This is a genomic window from Streptomyces sp. NPDC006335, assembly GCF_040612795.1.
In the GTDB taxonomy this organism is placed as follows: domain Bacteria; phylum Actinomycetota; class Actinomycetes; order Streptomycetales; family Streptomycetaceae; genus Streptomyces.
Map to the genome: position 1 here is coordinate 55,305 of NZ_JBEXQX010000008.1, position 17,451 is coordinate 72,755.

Below are 17,451 nucleotides of genomic sequence, written 5' to 3' on the forward strand. Positions count from 1 at the left end.
GGATGAGCACTGCGACCAGGTCCCGGCGCCGTAACGGCAGCCGTCGTACCCAGGAGAACCAGGGGCCGGGGCAGGTGCCGGACGCGGCACAGTCGTCCTCGACCCCCAGGCCCGCGAGTCCGGCCTCGCCGTCGCTCGCCCGGCGTCCCGGCAGCATCGGCCCCATCCGCGTCCAGCAGCTCGTCGGCTTCGAACTGGCCGCCGCGGTCCTGCTGATCGGCTGGCTGCTGCGCCCCATCGGTCTCACCGTCGGCGTCGTGCTGGCCGTGCCCCTGGTCCTCGCCGGACTGCTGCGCCGCCGCGGCCGCCCGCTGCCCGAGTGGTTCAGCACCGCCCGCGCGCTCCGCGACCGCCGCAAGCGCAACGCCGAGCCCGTACCGCCCGGCACCGACCCCGGTTTCGCCCCGGCCGTCGAGTGCGACCCGGCGCTGCGCACCTACGCCTTCCAGGACCGCGAGCAGCGCGAGATCGGCATGCTCGGCGACGGCACCTTCCTCACCGCGCTGGTGCAGGTGCAGGCCGCGGACACCCCCCTGCGCCCCTCCTACGGCACCGGCGACATCCCCCTCGATCTGCTCCAGGGCCTGCTGGAGGTGGACGACATCCGCCTCGCCTCGGTCCAGATCGTCCAGCACACCCAGCCCGCCCCCGCCCCGCACCTGCCCCCGCAGGCCATGGCGGTCCGTTCCTACGGGCCGTTGCAGGCCCAGAGCATGACGCCGGGTCTGCGCATCACCTGGGTCGCGCTCAAGCTCGACCCGGAGCTGTGCCCGGAGGCCGTTGCGGCCCGCGGCGGCGGTATGCAGGGGGCCCGGCGGGCGCTGCTGCGGGTCGCCGACCAGTTGGCCAGCCGCCTCATGGGGGCCGGCATGCAGGCCAAGGTGCTCAGCGAGTCGGACATCTGCGGGGCCATCGCGACGTCGAGCTGTGTCAACCCGATGGCCACCACCGGCGGTGCCGCCCTCGACGGCAGCCGCTCGGGCCGCCGTACCGCCGAGACCACCCGTACCTGGCGCTGCGACGACCGGCTGCACACCACGTACTGGATCTCCAAGTGGCCGCAGTTCGGCGGCGCCGGACCGGCGTTCCCCCGGCTGGTCGGCGCGCTGACCTCCGCGCCCACGCTCGCGAGCACCTTCTCGCTCACCATCAGCAGGCGGCGCGGCAAGGTCCTGGCGCTGTCGGGACACGTCCGCCTGACCGGCCGCGGTGAGAACGAACTGGGCGAGGCCACCCAGCACTTGGAGCGGGCGGCGTCCGCCTTCAAGGTCGGTCTCGTACGGCTCGACCGTGAGCAGTTGCCCGGAGTTCTGGCCACCCTGCCGCTGGGAGGTACCCGCTGATGTCCGCCCCCACCATGCGTCCCTCCGGCCGCTCAGGCTTCGGATCGTCGTCCGCCCCGGGCTTCCCCGGACAGCGTCCCGGGCACCTGCCCCGCTCCCCCGAGCCCGCCCGGATCGGCCCCGAGCGGCGCCTGCGGGAGGCCTTCGGGCTGCTCGGTCCCCGGCGTGAGCGGCACCTCGTCGACGCGGACGTCCTGGCGCAGCTGTCCCTGCCCGTAGGCGACGACGGTCTGATCCTCGGCATCGACCAGGACAACCAGCCCGCGGTGCTGGGCCTGTGCCGACCCACGCGTCTCGACATGGTGCTGGTGGGCGGCACCTGGATGGCCCAGGTCATCGCCCTGCGAGCGGCGGCGATCGGCGCGCGCGTGGCCGTCGAGACGGCACGTCCGCAGCTGTGGGCGCCGATGGCGCAGGCGGCCGGCGGCGGCCAGCAGTGCGTGACGGTGCACCAGGTGGGTCGGATCGCCCCGCAGGGCCCGTCCCCGGCCAGCCCCGTGCTCATCATCCGCGACCTCGGCATCCGCCCGCCGCGCAGCCGTCTCACCACCGCGCCCTGGCAGTCGGTGCTGACCCTGCTCCCCTACCTCGGCCCCACCGCGCCCCGGCTGCTCGCCAACGCGGACGTGGTCGGCGTACAGCGGATCTCCCCGCAGGAGTCCCAAGTGGTCGGCAAGTCCATGCGGTTGCCCCAGGGCGACGCGGCGTCCCTGCCGTCGCTCGCCGACAACGTGGCCCTGTGGTGCACGCAGAAGAGCCGGCAGTACGTGATGACCCAGCCCACCGACGCGGAGACCGGTCTGCTCGGGGCACCCCGCCGGATGGACTGACGGGCGGGCTCAGGGCGCGGCCAAGGTCTCGGCCCCCCACACGAGTTCGTGACCGAACCGTTGCGCCGTGTGAGGGGCCCCAGGCCAAGTAGGGTGCTCCTGCACGAGGTTCGCTCATGAGAAAGGGCCCGCCGACCATGACCGACACGGACGACATCGCCGCAAAGACTCCGGACCCGGACGTAAAGGCGCGAAAAGAGCGGGAACGGGACGAGTTGTACGGCCTGGACATCTCCGGGGTCGAGTGGCACAGCGCGCCCGGCACCGAGGAGCACGAGGAGCGCGTCGAGATCGCCTACCTCCCCGAGGGCGCGGTGGCCATGCGGTCCTCCCTGGACCCGGACACCGTGTTGCGGTACACGGAGGCGGAGTGGCGGGCCTTCGTACTGGGCGCGCGCGACGGCGAGTTCGACCTGGAGCCCGCCCCGCACGACGGCGGACCCGCCGCCGAGCACGCGGAGCAGCCGGAGCAGGCGAAGTAGGCGGAGCAGGCGCGACGGTCCGGCCCCGACGGGACAGAGCCGACCGCACCGGGCTTCAGGAGACAGACAACCGTCACAAGGGCGACATCCAGGCAGGCACCGCTCCGTCGCGTGCGAGCGCACGGCGGACGGGCCTGCCCCGCCGACGCCTGTGGCGTTTACGCTTGATGCGGGTGCGACGTACGAACCCACGGGTGGGTAGTTCGCGTCCAGGGGACTTCAGTCGGATCGGACCACAGGAACGGTCGCCCCCAGCCCGGCACATGAGTGCCCACACGGCACGAGGGTGCTCGACCAACCAGGAGGAATTGTGCAGAGCGATCGGGACGGGCTGCGCGCGGGCTGGACCACGCCCAGCGACGACCAGTCCGACGCGGAGTCCGCCACCGAGATGACGGGCGAGTTCACCATCGACTACGCCGCCCCCGCCTGGTACACGCAGAGCGCGGCGCCCGAGACGGAGGCGGCGCCTCCTGCGCCGGCCCCTGCCCCCACCGCGCCCGCACAGCACCCTGGTTACCCCGATACGTCCGGTTCGGCACCGTCGGCTCCCGCTCCCGCCCCGCAGTTCGACCCGTCCGCGGGTCCGGCCGGCGCGACTCCGCCGCCTCCGCCGCCGTGGGCGGGAAACCCCGCGGCCCCGCAGCCGCCGGCTCCCCCGAACCCCCAGCCCGGCTACGGCTACCCCCAGCCGCCGGCTCCCCCGAACCCGCAGGGCGGTTACGGCTACCCGCAGCCGCCCGCGCCGCCGAACCCCCAGCCCGGTTACGGCTACCCGCAGCCGCCCGCGCCCCCGGCACCCGTGGCTCCCGCACCGGCCGTGGCCTCCGCGCCCCCCGTGGCGTCGACGGCACCCGCTCCCCCGGTCGCGCCCGAGCCGCCCGCCGCTCCCGTGACCCCGGCGCCCCCGGGACCGCCCGCTGTCCAGAGCGGCACCGACGCGGACGCGGAAGGCCGTGGAGAAACCCCGTCCGCGGCCGCCACGACGACGAGCGCCCCGCAGCCCCCCGCGGCCCCGTCCGCGGACGCGCCCACCGCGCCCGAGCCCCCGGCCACCGGTGAGGCTCCGCAGGTGTCCCCGGAGGCGGGTGAGACCGCGCCGGCCGCCCCCGCCCCGAGCGAGGCGGCATCCGCGTCCGGCTCCGACGACGAAGGCGCGGACGCCTCCCAGGCCCCGCCCGCCGCCGAGGCCACGGAACCGGAGCCCCCGGCCGGCACCTCCGCCGACGACACGGACACCGCCACCGACACCGGCGCGGAACCGCAGGCCGCCACCCCGGACGCGCAGACGACCGCACCGGCCCCGCAGACGGCCGCACCGGAGCAGCCCCCGGCCGCCCCGGAGCAGCCCGAGGCCGCGCAGCCCCCCGCGCCGGAGCAGCCCGAAGCCCAGCAGGACGGCTGGCGGCCCCCGCCGGCGCCGCAGGGCGCCGTCCCGCCGCTCCCGCCCCAGTTCGCCTCGGCCGACTCCGGCACGGCCCCGCCTTCGGCCCCCGAGTGGACGACGGGCGGCCAGCCGCAGCCGCCCGCCGCGCAGCCCGGCACCCCGACTCCGCCCGCCCAGCCGGCGGCCGCCGCGGCACCGCCGCAGGCACCGCAGCCCGCGCCCGGCGGCTGGCCGGCCAACCCGCCGCAGCCCGACGGCCCGGCGCCGCAGGGCGGTTACGGCTTCCCGCAGCCGCCCGCGCCCCAGCACCCGCAGAGCGGTTACGGCTTCCCCCAGCCCCCGGCCCCGCAGGCCCCCCAGCCCACACCCGGCGGCTACGGCTACCCCCAGCCGCCCGCTCCCCCGAACCCGCAGGCGGGCTACGGGTTCCCGCAGCCCCCCGCACCCCAGCACCCCCAGAGCGGCTACGGCTTCCCTCAGCCCCCGGCCCCCCAGCCCACGCCGGGCGGCTACGGCTACCCGCAGCCGCCCGCCCCGGCCCAGCCGCAGCAGCAGGCCCCCGGCCAGCCCGGTCAGCCCATGCCCCCGGCGCATCCGGGACAGCAGCCGCCACAGGCTCCCCAGCCCAACCCCTACGGGGGTGCCCCCGGCCAGCCGGGCGTGGACCCGCGCACCGGTGCCGCCTGGCCCGCTGCCGTCCAGCACGACCAGCGGCAGCAGGTCGCGGGCGCGGGCGCGCCGCTCGGCTACAACGCCGCGGTCGAGCTGACCTCGGACCGGCTGGTCAACAGCAAGAAGCAGAAGGCCAAGAGCAGCCGTCCGATCCCGGGCGGGTCGAAGTTCAAGCTCGGCGGCAAGAAGGAGGAGCAGGAGAGGCAGCGCAAGCTGGATCTCATCCGCACCCCGGTGCTGTCGTGCTACCGGATCGCGGTGATCAGCCTCAAGGGCGGCGTGGGCAAGACGACCACGACGACCGCCCTCGGCTCCACCCTCGCCACCGAGCGGCAGGACAAGATCCTCGCCATCGACGCCAACCCGGACGCCGGCACGCTCGGCCGACGGGTGCGGCGCGAGACCGGCGCGACCATCCGTGACCTGGTCCAGGCGATCCCGTACCTCAACTCGTACATGGACATCCGCCGGTTCACGTCCCAGGCGGCCTCGGGCCTCGAGATCATCGCCAACGACGTCGACCCGGCCGTGTCCACGACGTTCAACGACGAGGACTACCGGCGCGCGATCGACGTGCTGGGCCGTCAGTACCCGATCATCCTCACGGACTCGGGCACGGGTCTGCTCTACAGCGCCATGCGCGGGGTCCTGGACCTCGCCGACCAGCTCATCATCATCTCGACGCCGTCGGTGGACGGCGCGAGCAGCGCCAGCACCACGCTCGACTGGCTGTCGGCGCACGGGTACGCGTCCCTGGTGTCGCGGTCCATCACCGTGATCTCGGGGGTGCGCGAGACCGGCAAGATGATCAAGGTCGAGGACATCGTCACCCACTTCGAGCAGCGCTGCCGCGGTGTCATCGTGGTGCCGTTCGACGAGCACCTGGCGGCCGGTGCCGAGGTCGACCTCGACATGATGCGGCCCAAGGTCCGGGAGGCGTACTTCGACCTCGCCGCGATGGTGGCCGAGGACTTCGTGCGGGCCCAGCAGGAGCAGGGTCTGTGGACCGGAAACGGCGGCAACCAGCCGCCGACGATGGCTCCGCCGATGCCGGGCCAGCAGCAGCCGGGCCAGCCCCCGGCCGCACAGCCGCCGTTCCAGGGCTTCCCCGGCGCCCAGCCCGGCCAGCCGTGGCAGACCGGACAGCCCGGTCAGCCGCAGCCCGGGTTCCCGCAGCCGCCGTACGACCCGAACGCGGGTCAGCCGCCGCAGCAGTAGCACCGCGACGAAGAGGGCCGGCACCGTGAAGGTGCCGGCCCTCTTCTCATGTCCCGGTCAGGCCTGCGCGCCCTCGATCAGCTCACGGCACCGCTGCACGTCCCCGGCCATCGCCTTGAGCAGCGCGTCCAGCGAGTCGAACTTCTGCTGCCCGCGCACATAGGCGAGGAAGTCCACGGCCACGTGCAGCCCGTACAGGTCGAGCCCGACGCGGTCGATGGCGTACGCCTCAACCGTGCGCTCGGTGCCGTCGAACTGCGGGTTGGTGCCGACGGAGATCGCGGCCGGCATCGCCTCGCCCTGCGTGTGCAGCCAGCCGGCGTACACGCCGTCGGCCGGGATGGCGGTGTGCGGGAGCGTCTCGACGTTGGCGGTGGGGAAGCCGAGTTCACGGCCGCGCTGGGCGCCGCGGACGACCACGCCCTCGACCCGGTGCGGCCGCCCCAGGATCTCCCCGGCGCCCTCCACGTCGCCCTCGGCGACCAGACGCCGGGTCAGGGTGGAGGAGAAGGGCTCGCCGCCCCCGGCCGAGCCGGTCACGTACAGGTCGACGACCTCGACCTCGAAGTCGTACGTCTTGCCCTGCTCGACGAGGAAGTCGACGTTGCCCGCGGCCTTGTGGCCGAAGCGGAAGTTGGGGCCCTCGACGACCGCCTTGGCGTGCAGCTTGTCGACGAGGACCTTGACGACGAACTCGGCGGGCGAGAGCTTCGAGAACTCCGTGGTGAAGGGGAGGATCAGCAGCGCGTCCACGCCCAGTTCGGCCATGAGCTCGGCGCGGCGGTGGTGCGGGGCGAGCAGCGGCGGGTGGCTGCCGGGGCGGACGACCTCGCTGGGGTGCGGGTCGAAGGTGACGACCACGGAGGGGACGCCCAGCTCGCGCGCCCGGTCCACGGCATGCCGGATGATGAGCTGGTGCCCGCGGTGGACCCCGTCGTAGGAACCGATGGTGACGACGCTGCGCCCCCAGTCCTCGGGGATGTCCTCCAAGCCACGCCAGCGCTGCACTGTGACCGCTCCTCGTCGAACCCGTGTCCGGATGAATCTCAAGACCTGCGCAGGTCTAAGGGTGCCATGCCGCGGGCCCGTCGCCCGCATCGGCATGGGGGCTGTGATCCGACGCACGCGGGCCCGGAGCCTCCGCATCACCGGCTCAGGCCGGAATCCGTGCTCCCGCCAGGTTCTCGATCATCCGCCGGGTGCCGGGGCCGACCACCGCCGCCCACTCCCGCGGGCACTCGGCGAGCCAGCCGGCCACCAGCGCGGCGAACCCGGGGACGTGCCGGCCGAGGTCGACGAGGCCGTGGTCGAAGCGGGTCGCGCCGTCCGGGGTGCGGACGAGGAGGAGACCGATGCGGTGGACGAGGTCGCGGATGTCGGCGTCCGCGCGGGCGGCGGCCGCGGGCAGCAGGGCGACCAGGACCGCGGGCTCCCGCTCGTGCTCCATGAGGAGGTCGAGGAGTTCCTGGCGCAACGGGCGGGAGGCGGTGCTGCCGGGCCCGGCGAGCACGGCCGCCAGCGCGGCCCGCACCCCTTCCGGACCGCCGTCGAGGAGTCCGCTCACCAGGGGGAGCAGTACGGCCCGGGCGGCGGGGCCCTGGTCGAGGCGGCGGTCGACGTACGCGGCCACGTCCCCGGCCGTCTCCGGGCGCCGCTGCACCACCTCCCGCACCAGCGCTGCCACCCGGCGGGCCAGGGCGGGCGTGGTGACGTCGGCGAGCGTGCGCAGGGCCGCCCCGGCGCCCGGCCGCCGCAGCCGCTCCCGGAAGGCGTCCAGGACCGCGTCGGGGTCGGTGGCGAGCGCGGGGACCAGCGCACTCGGCGGGAACTGCGGGTCGCCGGCCGCGAAGTGCCCGAGCGCCTGCGGGAGATGGCGGGCACGCGTGCGGGGATCGCGGACGAGCAGGGCGAGCGCGCCGCCGTGCAGGGTGCAGTCCTCGGGGCGGGCCAGCAGGGTGAGGGCGGCGTAGCGCAGGAGTTCACGGTCGGCCTCGGTGCGCACGTGCGGGGCGGCGCGCAGTCCGTACGTCACGGCCGCCACCCTTCGCGCCGGCCGCTCGTCGTGCGCCCACCGGTCCACGGCCCGGCACACCGCCGACGGCTCGTCCTCGGCCAGCACGGCGAGCAGTTCGTCGGCCCGCCGGTGCGCACAGCCGACGAGCACCTCCGCGAGGTCGTCCAGGGCCCGGGTGCGGTGCGTGTGCAGCAGCGCCTGCGCGGCCTTCGCCACGGTGGCGTGCGGGGTCGCGGGCAGCGGCCGCTCGTCGTCGAACCAGCGGGTGAGCTGCGGCTGTACGGCGGTGGGGTCGGCGGCGAGCAGCTCCGCGACGGCGTCCAGGAACCGCGGCCCGGGTTCGTGCGGCGGCCCGTCGGCGAGGACGAGACGGCGGAGCAGCTCGAAACGGGTGCCCGACGGCAGCCGGAGGGCGGTCCAGAAGGCGGGGCCGAACACGGCCGGGACCGGTTCCCGCAGGCGGCGCCGGGCCACGAGCCGGTCGGCGAGCTGCCGCAGGACATCGGTGTACGGCGTCGCGTCGGGCACCCGCAACAGGGTCTCGGTGAGCAGCCGGGCCGCCCACCAGGAGTGCGGGTCGGCGTCGAGGGCGTGCAGCAACTCCTCCAGCCGGTACGCCAGTTGCGGTGTGCCGTGCTGGCGGGCGACCAGGAGCAGGGCCTGCACGACGGGGCCGATGCGGTGGTGCGGGACGGGCAGGGGGTGTGCGGGGCCGGTGCGGCGGCGGTGGACCAGGGCGCGCAGGGCCTCGTCCAGGTCCAGGTGCATGCCCTGGATCCAGTCGGCGAGCTCCTCGTGGGCGAAGCGGTAGCCGCTGCCGGCGGGCACGAGGAGGCCCTCGGTGAGGACGGCGGAGGCCCAACCGGTGCCGCCGAGCCGCTTCGGGGCCGGGCCCCAGGGGAACACCGCCTCGAACGACTCCCGGTCCAGTTCGCCCTGGCCGGGGCCCAGGCTGCGGCGGGCGGCCTCGTGCACCTGGCCGGAGACCTTCGCGGCGAGCCGGCGGACGGCGGCGCCGCGCAGGCCGCTCGGGCCGGCCAGCCGTACCGCGACGCGCAGGCACATGAGGTCGAGGTAGGCCTCGAAGACCTGGTCGCGGTCGACGGGGGCGTGGGGCGCGTGCGGGAGGGCGGCGCGGACCTCGGCGAGGAGGCGGAGGGTGAGCGGGTGGCGGGCGTCGCAGTCGGCGAGCGTGCCCTCGGGGAGGGCGTGCCGGGCGCGGGCGCGGCGGGCCTCCTCGTCGGTGAGGTCGCCGAGCCGTACGCAGGGCGGCAGGTGCCCCTCCGAGGTGCCGTACAGCAGTGCGTGCGGGAAGGACGCTCCTTCCCAGTACTCCGCCCGGCACGCCACGACCAGCCGCGCCCCTGTCTCCGCGAGCCACGTCGCCGTGCCCTGCGTCCACTCGGCGAGGCGGTGCGCGAGGACCGGTGGCATTTCCTCGGGGCCGTCGAGGAGGAGGAACAGGGGGCGGCCGGCGGCGCGGGCCAGCCGGGCCAGCCGCTCGGGGGTGGTGTCGCCCAGGTCGGCGGGGACGGTGTCCGTGGCGCTCGCCACGATCCGGGCGGCCCTGGTGAGCGCGCGGCGGGCCGCGTCGGCCACCGAGGTGTCGGTGTCCTCCAGGTCGGCGCCGCGCAGCCAGAGCGTGGGGGCCGGGGCGGGGCCGCGGTGGCGGCGCGCGGCGAGGGCCGCGAGTTGTGTCGTACGGCCGCTGCCGGGCGGTCCGACGAGGCCGAGGACCGGGTGCGGGCCCTCGGTGAACGCGGTGAACTCGCCGGTGACCGCCGCCCGTTCAACCGGCTCCGTGGGGTCCTCCCGGCCCACGTGACCGGCGAGCGCGCCCGGCGGGCCGTCCTGGCCCACGGAGGTGGCCGTCAGCTCCAGCACACCGGCGAGGTTGAGGTCCGCGCCGTACGCCGGGACCGTCGCGGCGTTCTCGGCGAGCAGGTCGGCGAGGGGTCCGGTGCGCACGGGGCGGAGCGGGACCGCGTGGGCGCCGTCGCGCCGGCCGTTGTGCAGGGCGGTGCCGAGGACGGCGACCACCGCGCCGGTGGCGGCGTCGAGGACGGGCCCTCCGGCGGCCCCGCCGCCCAGCCGCAGCGCGTCCCGGCCCGCGGTGCCGATGGCCAACTCCAGGGCATCCGCCAGGAGATGGCAGTCGTCGGTGGCGGTGTAGGTCACGGAGGCGGCGCCGAGCACTCGGGCCTCGCGCCAGCAGCCGGCGGGGAGCCGCACGTAGGCGCCGGTGTCGACGGTGTCGCGCACGGAGACGGGCAGCGGGTCCACGCCGAGTCCCTCGGTCCGCACGAGCGCCAGGTCCAGCTCGGGCAGCGGGGTCACGGCGTCGGCGGCCACCACGCGACTGCGGTCACCGGCGTGCAGGACGAGCCGGGGCAGTCCGTCGACGGTCTCGTGACTGGTGACGACGGTGCCGTGGTGATCGCCGACGAAGCCGGTCCCCCGGAGCCGCCCCGCCAGATCGTGGATCCGCACGAGTTCCGGTTCCTGCCGGGGCCCGGCCAGCACCTGCTCCGGGGGTTCGCGTCGGCGCCCGGCTGCGTGCGGGGAACCGTCGTCGCGCCGCCCCCACCGGTGCCTCTCGCACCCCTGCCGCGGCTGCCCGTCCTCCTCGGCGGCCGTCCGGTCGCCCCACCGGACCCGCCGACCGGTCCCGCGCGCCTCCCGGCCCTCTTCCCCCGTCGGCCGGGCCGTCTCGACGGAGTCACCCCCTGCCGCCATGGCCGAACCTCCCCGCCGTACGCACGTTCCTGTTCTCGACGGTAGGCGTGCGGTGATCAGCGGGACAGATCTCGTGGCGAACGCGCCCCCCTCCGCTCCCCCGGTTCACTCCGAGCGCCTGCCCGCGCGGGTGAATGGAAGGGGAACGGCGGATACACCCTAGGGGTGGGGGAACCGAGGGGGGACCGTGGAGCGGCGGCACAACCCCGTGATCGCCGCTCCACGGGCGGACGGCCTCGGTGCCCCCACGGTCCGGCGTCAGCCGAAGACGGCCAGGCTCTTCGCCTTGCCCTTGTGTTCCTCGACCAGCGCCAGGAAGTGGCCCTCGGGGTCGAAGACGGCCACCGTACCGGCGCCCGCGTACTCGTCGGGCATGTCGAGCCGTACGCCGTTGGCCAGGAGCTTGGCCCGGCGGCCGTCGACGTCCCAGCGCCGGAAGGCGGCCGCGGCGGCCTCGGCGATCGGCATCACCGTCAGCTCCTGCTGGAGCTGGTCGAGGGTCCTGGCCGAGTCCAGCTTGTACGGGCCCACGCGCGTGCGCCGCAGAGCCGTCAGGTGGCCGCCCACGCCCAGGCCGGCGCCCAGGTCCCGGGCCAGCGCCCGGATGTAGGTGCCGGACGAGCAGACCACGGAGACCACCAGGTCCAGCACCGGGGTACCGTCCTCGGCGACCGCGTCCCGGACGTCGTGGACCGCGAAGGACGAGACGGTGACGGGGCGGGCGGGGATCTCGAACTCCTCGCCCTCCCGCGCCCGTTTGTAGGAGCGCACCCCGTCGATCTTGATGGCGCTCACCTTGGACGGCACCTGCATGATGTCGCCGGTCAGCTTGGCGATCCCGGCGTCGACGGCGTCGCGGGTGACCTTCGAGGCGTCGACCGACCCCGTGATCTCGCCCTCGGCGTCGTCGGTCAGGGTCGTCTGGCCGAGCCGGATCGTGCCCAGGTACTCCTTCTCGGTCAGCGCGAGGTGCCCGAGGAGCTTGGTCGCCTTCTCGACGCCGAGGACCAGCACGCCCGTCGCCATGGGGTCGAGGGTGCCGGCGTGTCCGACGCGGCGGGTCCTGGCGATCCCGCGCATCTTGGCGACCACGTCGTGCGAAGTGAAGCCCGACGGCTTGTCGACGATGACAAGGCCGTCGGGCGTCCGGTTCTTCTCGGTCATTCGGCGGCGTCGTCCGTCTCGTCCTCGTCGCCCGGCTTCCGGTACGGGTCGGCGTCACCGGCGTACCTGGCGCCGGCCGAGACCTCGCGCACCTTCTCGTCGGACTGGCGTGCCTTGTCGAGGAGGTCGTCGATGGTCTTGGCGGTGTCGGGCAGGGCGTCCGCGACGAAGGTCAGCGTCGGGGTGAACTTCACGCCCGCCGCCGCCCCGACCGCGGAGCGGAGCACGCCCTTGGCGCTCTCCAGTCCGGCGGCCGCGGCCGCCCGCTCCTCCTCGCCGCCGTACACGGTGTAGAAGACGGTCGCCTCCCGCAGGTCACCCGTGACCCGGGTGTCCGTGATGGTGACGTGGGAGCCGAGCCGCGGGTCCTTGATCCCGCGCAGCAGCTTCTGGGCCACCACCTCTCGGATGAGGTCCGCCAGCCTCTTGGCGCGCGCGTTGTCGGCCACTGGTCCGTCTCCTTAAGTACTTACTCGTTGCTTCAGTCTTCGTCGCTGTGGAGCCTGCGTCGAACCGAGAGCAGTTCCACCTCGGGCCGAGCGGCGACCAGCCGCTCGCAGCGGTCCAGTACGTCGGTGAGGTGTCCCGTGTCCCCGGAGACCACCGCCAGCCCGATCTCGGCCCTGCGGTGGAGGTTCTGGTTGCCCGTCTCCGCCGCGCTCACCGCGTACTTGCGCTGGAGCTCGGCCACGATCGGACGGACGAGAGAGCGTTTCTCCTTCAGCGAGTGCACGTCACCGAGGAGCAGGTCGAAGGACAGAGTCCCCACATACATGTGTGTCCGGATGTCCCGCCGGTTCGGGGTACGGGCACCGCTTCGGCGCCGATACGGGAACCGTACACGCAACGGCCGGGGCCGATCGACGGATATTCCCAGAGGGAACGGCTCCGCCGATCGGCCCCGATCGCGTGCTGCGACGATCAGCCGCGCGGCTTCTCGCGCATCTCGTACGTCGCGATGACGTCGTCGACCTTGATGTCGTTGAAGTTGCCGAGGTTGATACCGCCCTCGAACCCTTCGCGGATCTCGGTGACGTCGTCCTTGAAGCGGCGCAGACCGGAGATGGTGAGGCTCTCCGCGACCACCTTGCCGTCGCGGATGAGGCGCGCCTTGGTGTTGCGCTTGACCTCGCCCGACCGGACCAGGACACCGGCGATGTTGCCCAGCTTGGACGACTTGAAGACCTCGCGGATCTCCGCCGTGCCGAGCTCGACCTCTTCGTACTCCGGCTTGAGCATGCCCTTGAGGGCCGCCTCGATCTCCTCGATCGCCTGGTAGATGACCGAGTAGTAGCGGACGTCCACGCCTTCGCGCTCGGCCATCTGCGCGGCACGCCCTGCGGCGCGCACGTTGAAGCCGATCACGATGGCGTCCGAGCCCATGGCCAGGTCCACGTCCGACTCCGTGACCGCACCGACACCGCGGTGCAGGATCCGGATGTCGACCTCTTCGCCGACGTCGAGCTGGAGCAGGGAGGACTCGAGAGCCTCCACCGAACCGGACGCGTCGCCCTTGATGATGAGGTTGAGTTCCTGCACCAGACCGGCCTTGAGGGCCTCGTCCAGGTTCTCCAGGGAGAACCGGACACCCCGGCGGGCGAAGTTGGCGTTCCGCTCACGAGCGGCGCGCTTCTCGGCGATCTGACGGGCCGTGCGGTCCTCGTCGACGACGAGGAAGTTGTCGCCGGCGCCCGGGACGTTGGTGAGACCCAGGACGAGGACCGGAGTCGACGGACCCGCCTCTTCCAGGTTGTCGCCCTTGTCGTCGAGCATCGCGCGGACACGGCCGTACGCGTCGCCGACCACCATGGTGTCGCCGACCCGCAGGGTGCCTCGCTGGACCAGGACGGTCGCGACGGCACCGCGGCCACGGTCGAGACGGGACTCGATCGCGATACCCTGCGCGTCCTGCTCGGGGTTGGCCCGCAGGTCGAGCGAGGCGTCCGCGGTGAGGACCACGGCCTCCAGCAGGCTCTCGATGTTGAGGCCCTGCTTGGCGGAGATGTCGACGAACATGGTGTCGCCGCCGTACTCCTCGGCCACCAGCCCGTACTCGGTGAGCTGACCGCGCACCTTGGTCGGGTCGGCACCCTCGACGTCGATCTTGTTGACCGCGACCACGATCGGCACGTCGGCCGCCTTGGCGTGGTTCAGCGCCTCGATCGTCTGGGGCATCACACCGTCGTTGGCCGCCACCACGAGGATCGCGATGTCGGTCGACTTGGCACCACGGGCACGCATGGCGGTGAACGCCTCGTGACCCGGGGTGTCGATGAAGGTGATCTTGCGCTCTTCGTCGTTGACCTGAGTCGTGACCTGGTACGCACCGATGTGCTGCGTGATACCGCCGGCCTCGCCCGCGACGACGTTCGTCTTGCGGATGGTGTCGAGGAGGCGGGTCTTGCCGTGGTCGACGTGACCCATGACGGTCACGACCGGCGGACGCGGCACGAGGAACTCGTCGCCGCCCTCGTCCTCGCCGAACTCGATGTCGAAGGACTCGAGCAGCTCGCGGTCCTCCTCCTCGGGGCTGACGATCTCGAGGGCGAAGTTCATCTCGTCCGCGAGGAGCTTCAGCGTCTCGTCGGAGACGGACTGCGTGGCAGTGACCATCTCGCCGAGGTTCATCATCACGCCGACGAGCGACGCCGGGTTGGCGCCGATCTTCTCCGCGAAGTCGGTGAGGGAGGCACCGCGCGACAGGCGGACGGACTGTCCGTTGCCGCGAGGCAGCATCACGCCGCCGACCGACGGGGCCTGCATGGCCTCGTACTCCTGGCGCCTCTGCCGCTTCGACTTGCGACCGCGACGCGCGGGACCGCCGGGACGACCGAAGGCGCCCTGTGTGCCACCACGACCGCCCGGACCACCGGGACGACCACCGAAGCCGGGACGACCGCCGCCGCCACCGCCGGGACCACCCGGACGACCGGCGAAGCCGCCGCCACCGCCACCGGGACCGCCGGGACGGCCGGCGAAACCGCCACCGCCACCGGGACCGGCCGGACGACCGGCGAAGCCGCCGCCACCCGGACGACCGCCGCCGCCACCGGGACGACCGCCGCCACCGGGACCGCGGCCACCGGGGCCACCGCCGCCGGGACGCGGGCCGGCAGCCGGACGCTGCGGCATCATGCCGGGGTTGGGACGGGCGCCGCCGGGGCCACCGCCGGGACGGGGACCGCCCTGCGGACGGGGCATGCCGCCCGGGCTGGGACGGGCGCCGCCCGGAGCCTGCGGACGGGGACCGCCCGCCGCGCCCTGGGGACGGGGACCGCCCTGGCCCTGACCCTGCGGACGCGGGGCGCCGCCGGGAGCGCCACCGGGGCCACCAGGACCGCCGGGACGCGGGGCGCCGCCCGGACGGGGCGCCTGGGGGCGCGCCATGCCGGTGGAGCCACCAGAGGTGAACGGGTTGTTGCCCGGACGGGGACCGGCCGGACGGGCACCGGGGCGTGCGCCCTGGCCGCCCGGACGCGGAGCGCCGGGACGGTCGCCGCGGTCACCGCGAGACTGGCCACCACCCTGACCGGGACCGGCGGCCGGACGCGGGGCGCCCGGACGAGGTGCCTGGCCGGCCGGACGCGGAGCGCCGGGACGCGGGGCGGAGCCCTGACCCTGGCTCTGGCCCTGCCCCTGGGAGGCCGGTGCGGCGGGAGCCGACGGCGGTGCCGTGAACTCGGGCGTGGTCGGAGCCGGGGACGCCGGGGCGGGCCGCGGCGCGGGCTTCGGGCCCGGAGTCGGACGGGGGCCGGGAGCGGCCGGGGCGGCGGGAGCCGCGGGCCTCTCGGCGGCGGCCGGCTTGGGGGCCGGCGGGCGCGGGGCGGCCGGACGGGCAGCCTGCGCCGGGGAGGGGGCTGCCGGCCTGGCCGGGGCAGCCTTGCGTGCGGGGGCGGGCTTGCCGCCTCCGTTGCCCTGCTGGAGGGCGTCCGTCAGTTTGCGGACGACGGGCGCTTCGATGGTCGAAGACGCCGAACGGACGAATTCACCGAGTTCTTGGAGCTTGGCCATGACGACCTTGCTCTCCACGCCGAACTCCTTGGCGAGTTCGTATACCCGGACCTTAGCCACTTCGCTCCTTTTAGGTCCGGGTTGCGTCCGGACCGTCGCTACTTCATGGGCGTACTCATCGCGTGCTCATCGAGTGCTCATCGCAATCTCGACCTACTTCCAACTCGCGGGGTACCTGGGCCGCACGGGGGCTCCGCGCGACGCTTCTTACGGTGTTGCCTGCTCAGCAACTGTCTGTCTGCTCGACGTGTTGGCGCAACGCCTTTGTGTCGAGCGCTCCCGGGGCGCGCAACGCCCGCGTGAACGCCCGGCGGCGTACCGCCTGGTCGAGACAGACCAGGGCGGGGTGGATGTACGCACCCCGGCCGGGCAGCGTACCGCGAGGATCAGGGACGCATGCGTCCTCGATCGCCACGATGCGCAGCAGATCGGTCTTGGCCGCTCGCTGCCTGCATCCCACACAGGTTCGTTCAGGGCATGCACGGGCGTGCGTCCGGCCAGACACTCTTAAGTCTACCTCCCCGTACCGACCTCACCCCTTGGGGGCTGGGATCGAACGGTTGTTGTCGTGATCTAAGCCACCGACGGCTTGGATCTATTCCCCGGCCCTGTCGGCGCTCTGCTCGGTGTCCGGCCGGATGTCGATCCTCCAGCCGGTGAGCCGGGCCGCCAGCCGGGCGTTCTGCCCTTCCTTGCCGATGGCGAGGGAAAGCTGGTAGTCGGGGACGGTCACCCGCGCGGAGCGGGCCGCCATGTCCACGACCTCGACCTTGGAGACGCGGGCCGGCGAGAGGGCGTTCGCCACCATCTCGGCCGGGTCGTCCGACCAGTCGACGATGTCGATCTTCTCACCGTTCAGCTCACCCATGACATTGCGCACACGGCCGCCCATCGGACCGATGCAGGCACCCTTGGCGTTCAGGCCCGAACGGGTGGACCGGACGGCGATCTTGGTGCGGTGGCCGGCCTCGCGGGCGATCGCGGCGATCTCGACGGACCCGTCGGCGATCTCCGGCACCTCCAGGGCGAAGAGCTTCTTCACCAGATTGGGGTGCGTACGGGACAGCGTCACGGACGGACCGCGCACGCCCCTCGCCACTCGCACGACGTACGACCGCAGCCGCATGCCGTGCGGATAGGTCTCGCCGGGGACCTGCTCCTGCACCGGCAGGATGGCCTCCAGCTTGCCGATGTCCACGAGCACGTTCTTCGGGTCGCGGCCCTGCTGGACCACGCCCATGACGATGTCGCCCTCACGCCCCGCGTACTCGCCGAGCGTCGCGTCGTCCTCGGCGTCGCGCAGCCGCTGCAGAATGACCTGCTTGGCGGTGGTGGCGGCGATACGGCCGAAGTCGGACGGGGTGTCGTCGAACTCCCGGGGCTCCTGGCCCTCTTCGAGGTCCTCGGGGTCCTCCTTCGCCCACACGACCACGTGCCCGGAGTCCCGGTCGAGCTTCACGCGCGCGTGGCGGTGGCTTCCCTCGGTGCGGTGGTAGGCGATGAGGAGGGCCGACTCGATCGCCTCGACCAACAGGTCGAAGGAGATCTCCTTCTCCCGCACCAAGCCCCGCAGGGCACTCATGTCGATGTCCAC

At 74.0% G+C, this 17,451-nt stretch carries 12 protein-coding genes; 4 read left to right on the forward strand and 8 right to left on the reverse strand.

Annotated features, from left to right (window positions below; all coding sequences use genetic code 11):
• Window positions 1-2: 2 nt before the first annotated feature.
• The 4 genes from eccE to ABZ098_RS22820 all read left to right on the forward strand — a co-directional run bounded on the left by eccE (window position 3) and on the right by ABZ098_RS22820 (window position 5,932).
• Entirely contained in the window at window positions 3-1,343 is a 1,341-nt protein-coding gene (gene eccE / locus ABZ098_RS22805) for a type VII secretion protein EccE (RefSeq protein WP_356593891.1), read from the forward strand.
• Window positions 1,343-2,173, forward strand: a complete 831-nt coding sequence (locus ABZ098_RS22810; protein WP_356593893.1) for a hypothetical protein — start codon at window positions 1,343-1,345, stop codon at window positions 2,171-2,173. The genes eccE and ABZ098_RS22810 overlap by 1 nt, the downstream gene beginning before the upstream one ends.
• Before the next feature lie 137 nt (window positions 2,174-2,310).
• Window positions 2,311-2,655 (forward strand): DUF397 domain-containing protein, encoded by a 345-nt coding sequence (locus ABZ098_RS22815; RefSeq protein ID WP_356593895.1) that lies wholly within the window; start codon window positions 2,311-2,313, stop codon window positions 2,653-2,655.
• 310 nt (window positions 2,656-2,965) lie between these two features.
• Window positions 2,966-5,932, forward strand: a complete 2,967-nt coding sequence (locus tag ABZ098_RS22820) for an SCO5717 family growth-regulating ATPase (protein ID WP_356593897.1) — start codon at window positions 2,966-2,968, stop codon at window positions 5,930-5,932.
• A 57-nt stretch (window positions 5,933-5,989) separates the two neighbouring features.
• On the opposite strand, the gene ABZ098_RS22825 is transcribed toward ABZ098_RS22820, so the two are convergent.
• The 8 genes from ABZ098_RS22825 to nusA all read right to left on the reverse strand — a co-directional run bounded on the left by ABZ098_RS22825 (window position 5,990) and on the right by nusA (window position 17,451).
• Entirely contained in the window at window positions 5,990-6,940 is a 951-nt protein-coding gene (locus ABZ098_RS22825; protein ID WP_356593899.1) for a bifunctional riboflavin kinase/FAD synthetase, read from the reverse strand.
• 145 nt (window positions 6,941-7,085) lie between these two features.
• Window positions 7,086-10,436, reverse strand: a complete 3,351-nt coding sequence (locus tag ABZ098_RS22830; RefSeq protein ID WP_356594396.1) for a trypsin-like peptidase domain-containing protein — start codon at window positions 10,434-10,436, stop codon at window positions 7,086-7,088.
• Between the two features lie 504 nt (window positions 10,437-10,940).
• Window positions 10,941-11,846, reverse strand: a complete 906-nt coding sequence (gene truB / locus ABZ098_RS22835) for a tRNA pseudouridine(55) synthase TruB (RefSeq protein ID WP_356593901.1) — start codon at window positions 11,844-11,846, stop codon at window positions 10,941-10,943.
• Window positions 11,843-12,295, reverse strand: a complete 453-nt coding sequence (rbfA, locus tag ABZ098_RS22840) for a 30S ribosome-binding factor RbfA (RefSeq protein WP_356593903.1) — start codon at window positions 12,293-12,295, stop codon at window positions 11,843-11,845. The genes truB and rbfA overlap by 4 nt, the downstream gene beginning before the upstream one ends.
• Window positions 12,296-12,327: 32 nt before the next feature.
• Window positions 12,328-12,621: a DUF503 domain-containing protein gene (locus ABZ098_RS22845; RefSeq protein ID WP_031052658.1), complete on the reverse strand. Its 294-nt coding sequence runs from the start codon at window positions 12,619-12,621 to the stop codon at window positions 12,328-12,330.
• 146 nt (window positions 12,622-12,767) lie between these two features.
• On the reverse strand, window positions 12,768-15,917 hold the full coding sequence (gene infB, locus ABZ098_RS22850; protein WP_356593905.1) for a translation initiation factor IF-2: 3,150 nt from the start codon (window positions 15,915-15,917) through the stop codon (window positions 12,768-12,770).
• A gap of 163 nt (window positions 15,918-16,080) precedes the next feature.
• Window positions 16,081-16,362, reverse strand: a complete 282-nt coding sequence (locus ABZ098_RS22855; RefSeq protein WP_356593907.1) for a YlxR family protein — start codon at window positions 16,360-16,362, stop codon at window positions 16,081-16,083.
• Window positions 16,363-16,452: 90 nt separating this feature from the next.
• Window positions 16,453-17,451, reverse strand: coding sequence for a transcription termination factor NusA (nusA, locus tag ABZ098_RS22860; protein ID WP_356593909.1), 999 nt, complete (start codon window positions 17,449-17,451; stop codon window positions 16,453-16,455).

Coding starts and splice junctions, on each gene's coding strand:
- eccE (WP_356593891.1), top strand. CDS start 3: ATGAGCACTGCGACCAGGTCCCGGCGCCGTAACGGCAGCCGTCGTACC.
- truB (WP_356593901.1), bottom strand. CDS start 11,846: ATGACCGAGAAGAACCGGACGCCCGACGGCCTTGTCATCGTCGACAAG.
- ABZ098_RS22815 (WP_356593895.1), top strand. CDS start 2,311: ATGACCGACACGGACGACATCGCCGCAAAGACTCCGGACCCGGACGTA.
- ABZ098_RS22810 (WP_356593893.1), top strand. CDS start 1,343: ATGTCCGCCCCCACCATGCGTCCCTCCGGCCGCTCAGGCTTCGGATCG.
- ABZ098_RS22845 (WP_031052658.1), bottom strand. CDS start 12,621: ATGTATGTGGGGACTCTGTCCTTCGACCTGCTCCTCGGTGACGTGCAC.